16 protein-coding genes are annotated in these 14,621 nt (G+C 71.5%); 8 read left to right on the top strand and 8 right to left on the bottom strand.

Going from position 1 to position 14,621, the window contains the following annotated elements; genetic code table 11:
• The first annotated feature begins 63 nt into the window (after positions 1-63).
• A complete protein-coding gene (locus AB0O40_RS02540) occupies positions 64-867 on the top strand; it encodes an ABC transporter ATP-binding protein (protein WP_365034817.1) in 804 nt (267 codons plus the stop codon).
• Positions 868-874: 7 nt separating this feature from the next.
• Complete coding sequence (locus AB0O40_RS02535; protein ID WP_365034815.1) at positions 875-3,439, top strand: ABC transporter permease; 2,565 nt, start codon at positions 875-877, stop codon at positions 3,437-3,439.
• Between the two features lie 47 nt (positions 3,440-3,486).
• On the opposite strand, the gene AB0O40_RS02530 is transcribed toward AB0O40_RS02535, so the two are convergent.
• Entirely contained in the window at positions 3,487-3,906 is a 420-nt protein-coding gene (locus AB0O40_RS02530; protein WP_365034813.1) for a GNAT family N-acetyltransferase, read from the bottom strand.
• A 72-nt stretch (positions 3,907-3,978) separates the two neighbouring features.
• Between AB0O40_RS02530 and AB0O40_RS02525 the strand changes: the two genes are divergently transcribed.
• The gene (locus AB0O40_RS02525) at positions 3,979-4,398 is read left to right on the top strand and encodes a recombinase family protein (RefSeq protein WP_365034811.1); all 420 of its coding nucleotides are present in this window, start codon (positions 3,979-3,981) and stop codon (positions 4,396-4,398) included.
• Between the two features lie 7 nt (positions 4,399-4,405).
• Here AB0O40_RS02525 and AB0O40_RS02520 read toward each other — a convergent pair whose 3' ends face one another.
• The 5 genes from AB0O40_RS02520 to AB0O40_RS02500 all read right to left on the bottom strand — a co-directional run bounded on the left by AB0O40_RS02520 (position 4,406) and on the right by AB0O40_RS02500 (position 7,733).
• The gene (locus tag AB0O40_RS02520) at positions 4,406-5,584 is read right to left on the bottom strand and encodes a methyltransferase domain-containing protein (protein WP_365034809.1); all 1,179 of its coding nucleotides are present in this window, start codon (positions 5,582-5,584) and stop codon (positions 4,406-4,408) included.
• 6 nt (positions 5,585-5,590) lie between these two features.
• Complete coding sequence (locus AB0O40_RS02515; RefSeq protein WP_365034807.1) at positions 5,591-5,737, bottom strand: hypothetical protein; 147 nt, start codon at positions 5,735-5,737, stop codon at positions 5,591-5,593.
• Between the two features lie 481 nt (positions 5,738-6,218).
• Positions 6,219-7,049 (bottom strand): helix-turn-helix transcriptional regulator, encoded by an 831-nt coding sequence (locus tag AB0O40_RS02510; RefSeq protein ID WP_365034805.1) that lies wholly within the window; start codon positions 7,047-7,049, stop codon positions 6,219-6,221.
• Positions 7,046-7,543, bottom strand: coding sequence for a DUF6879 family protein (locus AB0O40_RS02505; RefSeq protein WP_365034803.1), 498 nt, complete (start codon positions 7,541-7,543; stop codon positions 7,046-7,048). The genes AB0O40_RS02510 and AB0O40_RS02505 overlap by 4 nt, the downstream gene beginning before the upstream one ends.
• On the bottom strand, positions 7,527-7,733 hold the full coding sequence (locus tag AB0O40_RS02500) for a hypothetical protein (protein WP_365034801.1): 207 nt from the start codon (positions 7,731-7,733) through the stop codon (positions 7,527-7,529). Before AB0O40_RS02500 ends, AB0O40_RS02505 begins: the two co-directional genes overlap by 17 nt.
• Before the next feature lie 340 nt (positions 7,734-8,073).
• On the opposite strand from AB0O40_RS02500, the gene AB0O40_RS02495 reads away from it, so the two are divergent.
• The 5 genes from AB0O40_RS02495 to mug all read left to right on the top strand — a co-directional run bounded on the left by AB0O40_RS02495 (position 8,074) and on the right by mug (position 13,365).
• Positions 8,074-9,426 carry a hemolysin family protein gene (locus AB0O40_RS02495; protein ID WP_365034799.1) on the top strand — a complete coding sequence of 451 codons (1,353 nt, stop codon included), beginning with the start codon at positions 8,074-8,076 and terminating at the stop codon, positions 9,424-9,426.
• Complete coding sequence (locus AB0O40_RS02490) at positions 9,423-10,442, top strand: hemolysin family protein (protein WP_365034798.1); 1,020 nt, start codon at positions 9,423-9,425, stop codon at positions 10,440-10,442. The genes AB0O40_RS02495 and AB0O40_RS02490 overlap by 4 nt, the downstream gene beginning before the upstream one ends.
• 87 nt (positions 10,443-10,529) lie before the next feature.
• Positions 10,530-11,333 (top strand): GDSL-type esterase/lipase family protein, encoded by an 804-nt coding sequence (locus AB0O40_RS02485; protein WP_365034796.1) that lies wholly within the window; start codon positions 10,530-10,532, stop codon positions 11,331-11,333.
• 59 nt (positions 11,334-11,392) lie between these two features.
• A complete protein-coding gene (purB, locus tag AB0O40_RS02480; RefSeq protein ID WP_365034794.1) occupies positions 11,393-12,826 on the top strand; it encodes an adenylosuccinate lyase in 1,434 nt (477 codons plus the stop codon).
• Positions 12,823-13,365, top strand: coding sequence for a G/U mismatch-specific DNA glycosylase (gene mug / locus AB0O40_RS02475; protein WP_365034913.1), 543 nt, complete (start codon positions 12,823-12,825; stop codon positions 13,363-13,365). Before purB ends, mug begins: the two co-directional genes overlap by 4 nt.
• A 37-nt stretch (positions 13,366-13,402) precedes the next feature.
• On the opposite strand, the gene AB0O40_RS02470 is transcribed toward mug, so the two are convergent.
• Positions 13,403-13,831, bottom strand: a complete 429-nt coding sequence (locus AB0O40_RS02470) for a hypothetical protein (RefSeq protein WP_365034792.1) — start codon at positions 13,829-13,831, stop codon at positions 13,403-13,405.
• A gap of 40 nt (positions 13,832-13,871) precedes the next feature.
• Positions 13,872-14,621 (bottom strand): ABC transporter permease subunit, encoded by a 750-nt coding sequence (locus AB0O40_RS02465; RefSeq protein ID WP_365034791.1) that lies wholly within the window; start codon positions 14,619-14,621, stop codon positions 13,872-13,874.

Here is a 14,621-nt window from a genome sequence, read left to right as displayed (position 1 = left end):
GGGGGATGCGCCCCGTCGTACCCCGTTCTACGCTCGCCTCCTGCTCACCGACGGGGGGACACCGTGACGACAGCGGATTCCGGCAGGGGCACGGCAGCGCGTGCCCGCGCACTGACCAAGGCGTACGGCACGGGCGAGACCACCGTGCTGGCGCTCGACGCCGTGGACGTGGACATCGACCGGGGCCGCTTCACGGCGGTGATGGGCCCCTCCGGCTCGGGGAAGTCCACGCTCATGCACTGCCTCGCCGGCCTGGACACCGTCTCGGCGGGCGGCGTCTGGATCGGCGACACCGAGATCACCGGACTGCGCGAGCGGGAGCTGACCCGGCTGCGCCGGGACCGGATCGGCTTCATGTTCCAGTCGTTCAACCTCCTGCCGACGCTCTCGGCCGCGGAGAACATCACCCTGCCCATGGACATCGCGGGCCGCCGGCCCGACCAGGAGTGGCTGGACCGGGTGATCGACACGCTCGGCCTGCGCGACCGGCTCCGGCACCGGCCCAACCAGCTCTCCGGCGGCCAGCAGCAGCGGGTGGCCTGTGCCCGGGCGCTCGCCTCCCGGCCCGAGCTGATCTTCGCCGACGAGCCCACCGGCAATCTCGACTCCCGGGCCGGCGCGGAGGTGCTGGCGTTCCTGCGGGAGGCGGTGGACTCCCTGGGGCAGACGGTGGTCATGGTCACCCACGACCCGAGCGCCGCGGCCTGCGCCGACCTGGTGCTGTTCCTGGCGGACGGCCGGATCGTGGACCGGATCGAGGCCCCGACCGCCGCCGCGGTGCTGGAGCGGATGCGCCGCTTCTCCGCGCCCGCGGCGACGGGGCCGGCCGGACCGGCGGCTTCCGAGGGCTCCGGAGAGGGGAGTTGAGGCCACCGTGCTCCGGGCTACGCTCCGCAGCTTCCTCGCCCACAAGGGCCGGCTGCTCCTGTCGGCCCTGGCGGTCCTGCTGTCGGTCGCCTTCGTCACCGGCAGCCTGATCTTCTCCGACACGGTCACCCGTACCTTCGACCGGCTCTTCGCCTCCACGGCGGCGGACGTCACGGTCGGCCCGCCGGGCGACCTGCGCGAGCGGATGCCCTCGGGGGCCGTCCGTACCGTCCCCGCCTCGCTCGCCGACCGGATCGCGGGGGTGCCGGGCGTGGCCGCGGTCCACGTCGAGGCGGCCGTGCACAACCTCACCGTGGTCGACTCGCGCAACCGCCCGGTGGGGCCGACCACCGGCGCCCCGACCATCGCCTCCAACTGGTACGCCGCTGAGCACAGTCCGGTGGAGCTGACCCGCGGCCGGGCTCCGCACGGCCCGGAGGAGGCGCTGCTCGACGCGAACACCGCCGCGCGGAAGAAGGTCCGGATCGGGCACACGCTGACCGTGCTCGCCCCGCCCGGATCGTTCCGCGTCCGGGTGGTCGGCATCGTCACCTTCACCACCACCAACCCCGGCGCGGCGCTGCTCTACCTGGACACCCCGACCGCCCAGACCAAGCTGCTGGGGGCGGCCGGGCAGGCCTCCTCCCTGGCGGTGGACGCGGCGCCGGGCGTCCCCGACGACGTGCTCAAGGCCCGCGTCGCGGCGGCCCTGGGGCCGGGGTACGAACTGCGCACGGCCGCCGAGCAGGCCAAGAACGCCGCCGAGCAACTGGGCGACTTCCTCAAGGTCATCAAGTACGTCATGCTCGGCTTCGCCGGGGTGGCCGTGCTGGTCGGGGTGTTCCTCATCGTCAACACCTTCTCCATGCTGATCGCCCAGCGCACCCGCGAGCTGGGGCTGTTGCGGGCGCTGGGGGCGGACCGCCGCCAGGTGCGCCGGTCGGTGCTGGCCGAGGCGCTGCTCCTGGGGCTGGTGGGCTCGACCCTGGGGCTGGCCACCGGCATCGGCCTGGCGGCCGGGCTGATCGCGCTGCTGGGGCTGGCCGGGATGAACCTCAGCGCCTCGGAGATGGTGGTCGGCCCGGGCACCCCGGTCGCCGCCTATCTGGTGGGGCTGGTGGTGACCTTCGTGGCGGCCTATCTGCCCGCCCGGCGGGCCGCGGCGGTCTCCCCGATGGCCGCCCTGGCCGATGCCGAAGTCGCCGGGGTGGGCAAGCCGTTGCGGGTGCGGGGGCTGGTGGGCGCGCTGGTGGGGCTGGCCGGGGCGGCCGCGCTGGCGGGCTGTGCGGCGAGCGAGGAGACGGGGCGGGCGGCGCCGCTGCTCGGGGTGGGCATCGTGCTGACCCTGGTCGCGATGGTGGTCGCCGGGCCGCTGCTGGTGCGGCCGCTGATCCGGGTGCTGGGCGGGGCGTTCCCGCGGGTGTTCGGTTCGGTCGGCCGGCTCAGCCAGCGCAACGCCCTGCGCAATCCGCGGCGGACCGGGGCCACGGCCGCGGCCCTGATGGTCGGGCTGGCGCTGGTGGGCGGCCTGTCGGTGGCGAGTTCGTCGATGGCGGCCTCCTTCGACCAGCAGATCGACCGCACGCTGGGTGCCGACTTCGTCGTCCAGAACACCAACTTCATGCCCTTCCCGGCGGAGGTCACCGCGGCGGTGCGGGGTGTGCCGGGCGCGGCGCTGGTGGTGCGGCAGCGCTTCAGCCCGGTCGCGGTGCGACTGCCGGACGGCAAGCGGGTCGAATCCACGGCCGCCGGGTACGACCCGCGGCTGGACGAGGTGGCGCACGTCCCGTACGCCCGGGGCGGTACGCCCGACGTCATGGCGGCGGACGCGCTCGGGATGGACGCCGAGTTCGCCGCGGACCACGGCCTGCGGCCGGGCGACGCGGTGCCCGTGCTCTTCCCGGGCGGTCGGACGGCCCTGCTGCGGGTCGCCGCACTGACGGAACTGGACGCGCCGCGCGGCCCGGGCATGGCGGGCGGTCTCTTCATGGGGCTGGCGACGCTGGAGCGGTACGTCCCCGGCGGGCAGGACGCCGCGCTGTACGTCAACGCCGCGGCCGGGGTCGACGCGGAGCTGCTGCGCAAGCGGCTGGAGGCGGCCCTCTTCCCGTACCCGCAGGTGCAGGTGCGCGACCAGGCCGACTACAAGGAGCTGATCCGGCAGCAGATCTCGGTGATGCTGATGCTGGTGTACGGCCTGCTGGCGCTGGCGATCATCATCGCCGTGCTGGGGGTGGTGAACACCCTGGCCCTGTCGGTGGTGGAGCGGACCCGGGAGATCGGGCTGCTGCGGGCCATCGGACTGTCCCGGGCCCAGCTGCGGCGGATGATCCACCTCGAGTCGGTGGTGATCGCGGTGTTCGGGGCGGTGCTGGGGCTCGGGCTCGGCCTGGTGTGGGGCCTGTCGGCGCAGCGGGTGCTGGCGCTGGAGAAGATGACCGCGCTGGCGGTGCCCTGGCCGGTGATGGTGGAGGTGCTGCTGGGCTCGGTGGTGGTCGGCCTGGCGGCGGCCGTCCTGCCGGCCCTGCGGGCCGCCCGGATGAACGTCCTCACCGCGATCGCCCACGAATGACCACCCGCGGCCCCCGGCCGGACCCCGGGGGCCGCCGCCGGACCGCCTCATCTGTCGAAGGGCTTCACCCACCGCCGCCAGTGGTCCTCCTGGTGATACCCGGCCGCAGCCCAGGCAGCCTGCGCCTGCACGTTCTCGACCAGCACCATCGCATCCCCGCGCCGGCCGCCCAGCTCAAGGAACCGCTGTTCGGCCCTCTCGAGGAGCGTCTTGGCGATGCCTTGCCGACGATGGGAGGGAAGCACAGCGAGCCGATAGAGCGATGCTCTCCAGCCGTCCCAGCCTGCAATCAGAGTCCCCACGAGGAGCCCGTCAGACTCCGCAAGGATCAGAGCGTCTGGATCACGTCCGATGAGCCGAGTCACCCCCGCAATGTCGTCTGTGATGGAGGTGCCTTCGGCGGCTTCCTTCCAGAAGGCCAGGACGCTCGCGGCGTCGGCCTCGGTAGCACTGCGTGTCTCGATCATGGAGCCGAGACAAACACAGGGCCCCAACGTCCAGCCACTGCCTTTCGCACTGCGAGACGGGCAGGTCAGGGCATGAAGTACAAGGACGCCTGTCCGGGGCTGAGGGTAGTCAAGGTTCGCCGTATCAGCCGCGACACCGAAGCCTCGGCGGCGCCGGCGGAGCAGGACGCCCGACTGTCCGGGTTCGCGGACAGGCAGAGCTTCGAAGTGGTCGGGGACGTTGAGGATGCCACCGTGCCCGGCGCGATCAACCTCGACCGACGGCCCACGCTCAAAAAGTGGTTCAGTGAGCCGTACCTGTCCGAGTGGGATGCCCTGCTCTTCACGGAGCAGGACCGCATCACCCGCGATGACCTCCACTGGTGGGGGTTCGCGATCTGGCTCAAGGACAAGGGCAAGAGCGTCCTCTTGCTCGATGAGCCGAACTTCGAGCTGGACACGTCCGAGGGCCGCATGATGGCCGGGTTCAAGGCGTACGCGAACGCCAAGTAGGGGCTGCTCAGGCACGCACGGGGTTGGACGGGTCGTCCAGCCATGCCGTCTGCCCGTCACGGCCCACGGTGAGACCGAAGCGGGTGAAGTCGGGGGAACCCTGCCCCACCCACCATCGGTAAGCGGCCTCCCGCTCATCCCAGAGGCGTCGGGGGCCGGACTGCACTACGAGGTAGTCACCTGCCCCGGACTCGTAGTCGATGGACGCCCACGACTGGCGGTCGTCGCCGTACAGCCACAACACGTAAGCGTCTTCGTCCTCGTTCTCGTCGTCCCGCTCCACTGACCAGAACATCCCGGGCGCGCGGAGATTGATGGCGAACTGAGGAGCCCACCCGTCGATATCTTCCGGCGAGAGGGCGGTACGGCTCTGGATGCCGTCTGCGGGCCACTCCTCGCCCCGGAGGTACACGTCATGGGTTGCTCGGTCGGGACGCTGCTGCCGGAGCCGCATGAACGCGCTGGGGCGCGTGAAGTGCCCCGACGCCCTACCGGGCTCGGTCACGACAAGCCGGGCGATACCTTCACCGCCGTTACCCGGCCCCCAGGGGGCGACGATCACCCCGCCCGTGACCGTCTGCTCTACCCACGCGTAGGGGACATCACCGATCGAGCATGTGGCAATGATCCGGTCGTACGGGGCGCGTCCCGGGAACCCGAGCCGGCCATCCCCCACGACGGTCGTGGGGAAGAAACCCGCGTCCTCCAAGTTGCGGGATGCGGACTTGGCTACGGAGGGGTCGAACTCGATCGTGACGACGTTCTCGGAGCCCGTGCGGTGACACAGAAGAGCGGCGTTCCAGCCGGTACCGGACCCGATTTCGAGAGTCCGGTGTCCGTCCCGAGCGTTAAGGTCCCCGAGCATGGAGAAGACCATTTCGGGCTTGGAGTTGGAACTACTCGGGGTAGTCCCTACGCCGTCCCCGTCGTGCTCGCCGTCGTCCCACTGAGTAGTGAGAGGGATGTCCGAGTAGACGGCCCTGTACCAGGCTTCGGGATCGGTTCCGTAGTCCACGGCGCGGCCCTGCTCGGTACCGTCCGGGATACCGGGCCAGATGCGCTCAGGGACGAACAGCTCACGCGGGACCGCATGGAACGCCCCCAGCCAATCAGTCTGCAATGCGCCCGATGCAACGAGCGCAGAGGCGAGCCCCGTAGGGCCCGCCGCCTCTTCGCGCGCGGTCATGTGCCCCTACTTCTTCGGGCCGGAGCCGTCGGAGGAGTTGCCACCGCTGCCGGTATCGGTCCCGCCGCCGCCGTGTCCGCGGCCGCTGCTTCCGTCGTCCTGCTGGCTGCCGCCCTGACCGCCTCCGGTACCACCGCCGTGCTTGGGGGTCATCGTGCGTCTCCTTCTTGTCGTCGGATGGTGTGGGGGTCGAGCCTTGCTTGCCCACCCTGGCGGGGTTGGGAGTCTGAAAGGGGCTATCCGCCCCAGCCAGGGGAGACGATGAGCGCGGCCGTTGCGACCCATGCCGCTGCGGCGTCGAGGGTCGCTCGGCTGGGCCTCCCAGTCGCACGACTCGTGCAGGCACCGCTCACGCGTGCCCCCGCACGGCATGGCGCCGGATCAACACGTTCCGGTCGCTCACGACCGTGCCAGCGAGGGGCCCATGGGCGGCCGCCCGTTCCTGGGCCCAGGTCTGGCACCTCGCGCAGTTGGCGGGAGGCTCCGGCCAGGGGGCATGAAGAGGTTTGCCGCCTGCTGCTGTGCCGTCGTTGCTGCCGCCATCACGCACCCTCCGCGCCGCTGTCTCGGTCCGGGGGAATCCTTCACCGCTCTTGAACAGCGAAGGGGGATGATGCGCGTTGTGGACTAAAGATCACCTGAGAGCCGCTGAGCACCCGTGCAGGAAGGTGCGGGCGTCGTCCCCGAAGAGCGCCCGGTCCTCAAGGTGGGCGTGCTCCTCAAGGTGGCTCATCACGTCCCGGGGGTCGCGGAAGACCATCACCCCGGACGACAGCTCGACGGTTGCAATACGGTCGTCGTAGACCGTGAAGGTGTTCAGCGGGGCGGGGCCGGTGGACACCGTTATGGGGATGACGCCGAGCCTCACGTTCGGCAGGTGCGTGAGCGAGGCCAGGTGGTCGATCTGCACCGCGAGTGCGGCGGGCCCTACGAGGGGCCAGCGAACGGCTTGCTCGGTGAGGACGAACGTGAACCGCTTCGAGCGGTCGTAGAGGACCTGTTGCCGTTCCAGCTTCCGGGCGATCGTCTTGGAGTGGTCGCCGGGAATGTGCGCGAGGCTCTCCCGGATGTACTCCGGCGTCGAGAGAAGCCCTGTGATCATCGACAGCAGGAAGACCCGGAACTGATTCGATGACGCTTCGAGGCCGGCCAGCTCACGTTGCTTCTTGTCCAAGCCCTTTCGGCGCATACCCCGGGCGCCCTGCCACTCCGTGTTTGCCAGTCGGGCCAACGTCATGACCTGAGTGACCAGAGCTGGGGGTGCCTCGCAGGCTCGCAGAAGTTGCTCCACGTCCACGAGGGACGGGCGCACCTTGCCGTTCTCGATACGGCTGACCTTGGACTGGGACATGTTGCAGCGGGCAGCGGCCCGGACTCCTGGGAGCCCGGACCGCTTGCGTACCGCTTTCAGCAGGGCCGCTAGCTCCTCGCCTGACTGCCCTATCTCCTCAGGCTCGACACTCACTTAGTGATGTACTCCAGGAACGGCACGGACGCCTCTACGGCGGTCCGCTGGTACTCGATGAACGGGGCAGGGTCGCCCTCGTACAGTTCGCGGCTGATCTGTTTCCCATCCGGCTGGTAGTGCATGAGCACGACCGCGGAGCGGTCGAACATCCAGAAGTCTTGAACGTCCGGCAGCGGGTTCGGCCGGTCGGTCACGTCGAGAATCCGGATGTCTTCTCCGGCGGGCGCCTGGTGCTGGTAGTACCGCTCGAACTCGAACCGCAGGTAGTCGCTCAGCGGCCGTCTGAGGACGTGGACCCGCCCGACGGTGCGGACCCGCACCATCTCCGTCCACGAGTCCTCGTACGGGCCGGGGAAGCGGGCCCCGGCCTTGAAGGCTGCGAACTCGTCCGCTTCCTGCGGTACGAGGTACTGGGGCAGGGTCTCAAGCCGCCACGCTTCCGTCTGGAAGGTGCGGAACCTGGATGCCCAGTCGTCACCATCCAAGAGCACGGAACGCCTCCCTGAGCACTGCTTCGGGGATCTCTACGAGCCCCTCACCGGTCGGCGGGGCGAAGGCGTCGGATACGTCACCCTGGACGATGATCGAGCCGGACGCGGTCCGGTACAGGTTCGGGCAGTCGCCCTGCCCGCATTCGCCGTTTCCGTTGCCGGTGAGCCTGGTCAGTTCCTCGCGTGCCATGGGGAGCCCCCTCCGTGACAGACCCCTCACGAGCCTGATGACCATGACCGTACGAAGGAGCCCCTACCGCCGTCCATGCGCGAACGCGACTATGCGCGTCTTCGCATAAACCCGTACCTGCGCGAGCTACGTTGCCCCTGAGCGACACACAGCCCTGGCGCACCGGGCCACCGGCTTTCGCGGGCTGGGACGATCTCGGTGGCTTTGCCGATCCTTTACTATGGGGGGAACCGTCCTCCGACTTCGAAAGGTGTGAGCGTCCGCCCATGGGCGAGCCTCCCAGTACCCGACATCGCGCACGACTCCTCCTCCTGGCCGATCATGGGACGGAGGTGAACCGATGACCGAAGTGCTCCTGCTCATCGTGGCGCTGCTGCTCTGCCTGGCCTGCGGGGCGTTCGTCGCGGCGGAGTTCTCGCTGACCACGATCGAGCGCGCGGAACTGGAAAACGCCGTCGAGCGCGGCGACCGCGGTGCCTCCAGCGCCCTGAAGGCGGTCCGGAGCCTGACCTTCCAGCTCTCCGGCGCCCAGCTCGGCATCACCGTCACCGGCCTGGTCATCGGCATGCTCTCCGAGCCCTCCATCGCCGCGCTGCTGCGCGGGCCGCTGCGGGCCGTGGGGCTGTCGGACTCCGCTGCCTCCTCCACCGCGCTGGTCCTGGGCACCGCCCTGTCGACGGTGGTCCTGATGGTGGTCGGCGAGCTGGTCCCCAAGAACTGGGCGATCTCCTCCCCGCTGGCCGTCGCGCGCCGGGTCGCCACCCCGCAGCGGGCCTTCAGCACGGCCTTCAAGCCGCTGATCGGCCACCTCAACACCACCGCCAACCACATGGTGCGGCGGTTCGGCCTGGAACCGGCCGAGGAGCTGGCCTCCGCCCGTACCCCGCAGGAGCTGGTGGCACTGGCCCGGCACTCCGCCAAGGAGGGCGCGCTGGAGAAGGACACCGCCGAGCTCTTCGTGCGGACCCTGAACCTCGCCGACCTCACCGCGGAGAACGTCATGACCCCCCGGGTGCAGGTCACCGCCCTGGACGTGCAGACCACCGCCGAGGACGTGGCCAACGCCACCCAGGCCACCGGCCTGTCCCGCTTCCCGGTCTACCGCGGCAGCCTGGACACCGTCGTCGGCACGGTCCACATCAAGGACGTGCTGGCCCTGCCGGCCGAGGAGCGGCACCGCTACCCGGTGGCCCAGCTGCTCCGGGAGCCGCTGCTGGTCCCCGAGTCGCTGACCGTGGACCGGCTGCTGGACCGCCTCTCGGGCCGCCAGACGATGGCCGTGGTGATCGACGAGTACGGCGGCACGGCCGGAGTGGCCACGCTGGAGGACATCGTCGAGGAGGTCGTCGGCGAGGTGCGCGACGAGCACGACCCGCACGAGACCCCCGACCTGGCCTCCGCCGGCACCGACGCGACCGGCCGGGCCCTCTACTCGGCCGACGGCGCGGTCCGCACCGACCAGCTGGCCCGGATAGGGATGCGGGTCCCGGAGGGGCCCTACGAGACGCTGGCCGGGCTCATAGCCACCTCGCTGGGTCGCATTCCCACGGTGGGCGACAGCCTCGAGCTGGACGGCTGGAAGGTGGACGTGGTGGACGCCACCGGGCGCCGCGCCGCGCGGGTGCTGTTGCACGTACCGCCGGCCGGGACCCCCGGCCAGAGCGTCGGCCCTGACGCGGAGGGGGCCCGATGACCGCGGTCCAGCTCCTGATCGGCTTCCTGACGCTGGTGGTCAACGCCTTCTTCGTCGGCGCCGAATTCGCCCTGATCTCGGTCCGGCGCAGCCAGATCGAGCCCTTCGCCGAGCGCGGCGACCGGCGGGCCCGCAGCGTCCTGTGGGCCCTGGAACACGTCTCCGCCCTGATGGCGGCGGCGCAGCTCGGCATCACGCTGTGCACCCTGGTACTGGGCGTGGTCGCGGAGCCGGCGATCGAACACCTGCTGTCGCCGGTGTTCGGCTTCTTCGGGGTGCCGGAGGGCCTGACGCACGCGATCTCCTTCGCGATCGCCCTGGCCGCGGCCACCTACCTGCACATGCTCTTCGGCGAGATGCTGCCGAAGAACATCGCGCTGGCCGAGCCGGTCCGCACGGCCCTGGCCCTGGGGCCGCCGCTGGTGACCCTGACCCGGGCGCTGCGGCCGGTGATCTTCGCGATCAACGCCTTCGCCAACACCCTGCTGCGGCTGCTGCGGGTGGACGTGAAGGACGAGGTCTCCGCGACCTTCTCGGACGACGAGCTGGCCCGGATGGTCAAGGACTCCAGTGACGCCGGGCTGCTGGACGGCCGGGCCAGCGAGCGGCTGCACGACGCCCTGGAGCTGGGGCGGCGGCCGGTGACGGACGTGGCCCTGCCGGTCGACCGGGTGGTGACCGCCCGCGAGGGGATCACCCCCGAGGAGCTGGAACGGCTTTCCGCCGACTCCGGGTACTCGCGGTTCCCCGTGGTCGACGACGGCCGCCGGATCCTCGGCTACCTGCACGTCAAGGACGCCCTGGACGCCCCGCGGCGGGAGGAGGCCTTCCCGCTCGCCGCGCTGCGCACCATCGCCCAGGTCGGGGCGGAGACCCCGCTCGACGACGTGCTGACCGCGATGCGGCGCAGCCGCACCCACCTGGCGGCGGTCCAGGGCGCCGACGGCACCCTGGCGGGGCTGGTGACCATGGAGGACGTGCTGCGCGAGCTGTTCGGGAACACGCCCGGCGCCTGATCGCCCCGGCCGCCCGCCGTTCCCGCCGCCCTCGGGCCGCGGGAACGGCGGGCGCTCCGCAGAACCGCGCGGTAACATCGGCCCGTCATGGAAATGAATGCCTCGTACACCAGTTTTGTCGCGGTCGGCGACTCGTTCACCGAGGGCATGTCCGACCGGCTGCCCGACGGGTCGTACCGGGGCTGGGCCGATCTGCTCGCGGCTCGGCTGGCCGCCCGTGAGCCGGGCTTCCGGTACGCGAACCTCGCCGTCCGGGGCAAGCTGATCGGCCAGATCGTCGAGGAGCAGGTGGACTCGGCGGCCGCCATGAAGGCCGACGTGGTCACCCTGGTGGGCGGGCTGAACGACACGCTCCGGCCCAAGTGCGACATGGGCCGGGTCCTGGGCCTCCTGGAAGAGGCCGCCGCTCGGCTCGCCCCTTCCTGCGGACGCCTGGTGCTGATGCGCTCCCCCGGCCGCAACGGCCCGGTGATGGACCGCTTCCGCCCGCGCATGGAAGAGCTCTTCGACTTCATCGACGTCCTCGCCCGGCGGCACGACGCCCTCGTGGTGGACCTGTACGGGGCCCCGGTGCTGGCCGACCCCCGCATGTGGGACGTGGACCGGCTGCACCTGACCCCCGAGGGCCACACCCGGGTCGCCGAGGCGGTCTGGCAGACCCTGGGCCTGCCGCCGGAGTCCGACTGGCGGTCCGAGCTGGCACCCCCGGTGCCGCCGGCCTGGACCGCGCGGCGGGCCGAGGACGTCCGCTTCGCCCGGCAGCACCTGCTGCCCTGGATCGGCCGCCGGCTCACCGGCCGGTCCTCCGGGGACGGTCTGCCGGCCAAGCGCCCGGAGCTGCTGCCGTACGGCGAGCCGCTCGGCGAGCCCTCCGGGCCCACGCTCTCGTAGCAACGCACAATCGGGCCCGGGGCGCTGGCCTGCGTGAATCGACAGTAGAATCCGTACACGTGACAGCCAAGCCCCGCATCCCCAATGTCCTGGCCGGCCGCTACGCCTCCGCGGAGCTCGCCGTCCTGTGGTCCCCCGAGTACAAGGTGACGCTGGAGCGTCGGCTGTGGCTCGCCGTACTGCGCGCCCAGAAGGACCTCGGCATCGAGGTGCCGGACCAGGCCCTCGCCGACTACGAGCGCGTCCTGGAGCAGGTCGACCTCGCCTCCATCGCCGAGCGCGAGAAGGTCACCCGCCACGACGTGAAGGCCCGCATCGAGGAGTTCAACGCCCTCGCCGGCCACGAGCACGTCCACAAGGGCATGACCTCGCGCGACCTCACCGAGAACGTCGAGCAGCTTCAGATCCGCCTCTCCCTCGAGCTCGTCCGCGACCGCACGGTCGCGGTGCTGGCCCGCCTCGGCAAGCTCGCCGGCGAGCACGCCGAGCTGGTCATGGCCGGCCGCTCCCACAACGTCGCCGCGCAGGCGACGACCCTGGGCAAGCGCTTCGCCACCGCCGCCGACGAGCTGCTGGTCGCCTACGGCCGCCTCGAGGAGCTGCTCGCCCGCTACCCGCTGCGCGGGATCAAGGGCCCGGTCGGCACCGCCCAGGACATGCTCGACCTGCTCGGCGGCGACGCCGGCAAGCTCGCCGACCTGGAGCAGCGGATCGCGGGCCACCTCGGCTTCGCCCAGGCCTTCACCTCCGTCGGCCAGGTCTACCCCCGTTCCCTCGACTACGACGTGGTCACCGCGCTGGTCCAGCTGGCCGCCGCCCCGTCCTCCATCGCGAAGACGATCCGCCTGATGGCGGGCCACGAGCTGGTCACCGAGGGCTTCAAGCCCGGCCAGGTCGGCTCCTCCGCGATGCCGCACAAGATGAACACCCGCTCCTGCGAGCGCGTCAACGGCTTCATGATCATCCTGCGCGGCTACGCCTCGATGACCGGCGAGCTGGCCGGCGACCAGTGGAACGAGGGCGACGTCTCCTGCTCCGTGGTCCGCCGCGTGGCCCTGCCGGACGCCTTCTTCGCTCTGGACGGTCTCATGGAGACCTTCCTGACCGTGCTCGACGAGTTCGGCGCCTTCCCCGCCGTCGTGGCCCGCGAGCTGGACCGCTACCTCCCCTTCCTGGCCACCACCAAGGTGCTGATGGGTGCGGTGCGCGCCGGTGTCGGCCGCGAGGTCGCCCACGAGGTCATCAAGGAGCACGCCGTCGCCTCCGCGCTGGCCATGCGCGAGCAGGGCGCCGAGCGCAACGAGCTCCTGGACAAGCTCGCCGCGGACGAGCGCATCCCGCTGGACCGCGCCCAGCTCGACGCCCTGATGGCCGACAAGCTGTCCTTCACCGGCGCCGCGGGCGACCAGGTCGCGACCGTGGTCTCCCGCATCGAGGAGATCTCCAAGCAGCACCCCGAGGCCGCCGCCTACACCCCGGGGTCGATCCTCTGAGTCCCGAAGAGCTGGCCGCCGCCCGTGACCGCGTCATCCCCGACGTGGTCGCGGGCGGTTTGCGCGTCCTCTTTTGCGGGATCAACCCGGGCCTGATGTCCGCCGCCACCGGCCACCATTTCGCCCGCCCGGGCAACCGCTTCTGGCCCGTCCTGCACCTGTCCGGCTTCACCCCCCGCCGGCTCGCCCCCGCCGAGCAGGACGAACTCCTCTCGTACCGCCTGGGCATCACCAATGTGGTGGCCCGGGCCACCGCACGGGCCGACGAACTCGCCCCCGAGGAGTTCCGCGAAGGCGGCCGCCTCCTGACCGCCAAGGTCGAACGGCTGGCGCCCCAGTGGCTCGCCGTGGTGGGCGTGACGGCCTACCGCACCGCCTTCGGCGACCGCCGTGCCCAGATCGGCCCCCAGGAGCGCACCATCGGCTCCACCCGTATCTGGGCCCTCCCCAACCCGAGCGGCCTCAACGCCCACTGGACCGCAGAGACCATGGCCGAGGAGTACGCCCGCCTCCGCCTGGCCGCCCAGTCCGAGGACTGACCGCCTTCCCCCTCGGGCGCCCCGCGCCCGAGGCCCCTCACGGCGGGTCGGTCGCGGTGACCGCCGCCATCAGCAGCAGCGGCTGCTCCTCACCGCCGGCGGCCGCATAGACGGCCACCCACTCCTCGGCCACCCGCCACAGGTGCACGTGGTCCGTGGTGCCGCTGACCTCCCTCCACGGCGCCGGTATCTCCTCCCCCGAGGCCCAGCGCTCCTGCACCGTGCCCATACCGACGACGTCCGGCTCCCCCCAGCCGTCCGTCAGCGCCTGCACCAGGGCCGTGTACTCGGCCCCGATCTGCTCGGCCGCCGCCACCCGGTCGGACCCGTCGCCCTCCCAGAACGCCTGGCTGCGCCCGAGCTCGACCAGCGCGTACCCGGCCCCTTCCCCGGCTCCGCCGCCCACCCCGAGGCGCGCGGCGCTGCGCAGCCGGTCGATCGTCTCGCGTCGCTGTGCCGTGGTCATGCCGTCAGTAAACCCGGCGGCACTGACAACTGGCCCCGCGTCAGGCGTCCCTACGACGCACCGCCAGGCAGCCGGCGACCAGCGCACCCGCACTCCACAGCGCCGTGACCCCGAGGCCGCTCCACGGGCCCAGCGCGTCCCCTGCCCCTTGGTGCAGCACCAACTGCCCCGCCCGGTCGGGCAGGAACTCCGCGGCTCCCCCCGCCACGTCCCCGACGACATAGGACACGATCAGCACGAAGGGTATGAGGATCCCCAGCACGGCCGTCCCACTGCGCACCAGCGCCGTCAGCCCGGCCGCCAGCAGTGCCATCGACGCCAGATAGGCACCGCTGCCCAGGATCGCCCTGCCCACCTCGGCGGCACCGGGCCCGGCCGTGCCGGCGTGCCGGAACCCCTGTCCGCAGAGGTAGGAGGCCAGACCGGCGGACGTCCCCACGCCCAGGGAGAGCGCACCGATCACCGCGGTCTTGGCGAGGTAGAACCGCGTCCGGTCGGGCACCGCGCAGAGCGTGATGCGCAGCGCGCCGTTCTGGAATTCGCACGCGACGGCCGTGGCGCCGAAGGCCAGCGCGGCTATCTGCCCGAAGGCGACCCCCTGGAAGAGGGGGAAGAGGGCGTCGCCCGCCGCCCCGTCGGCCTCGCCGTCGGTCAGGGCGGTGCCGAGGACGGTGACGCCGACGGTGGCGAGGAACACCGCTGCGAGGGTCCAGAGGGTGCTGCGTAGGGAACGCGTCTTGATCCACTCCGCGTGGATCACGGGCCGGCCGGGCAGGGCGGGAGTGCGCAT

It is taken from the genome of Streptomyces sp. NPDC089919 (assembly GCF_040684615.1).
GTDB lineage: Bacteria > Actinomycetota > Actinomycetes > Streptomycetales > Streptomycetaceae > Streptomyces.
The sequence above is the reverse complement of the archived record's forward strand: the minus strand, read 5'-3'. Positions and strand labels throughout refer to the sequence as shown.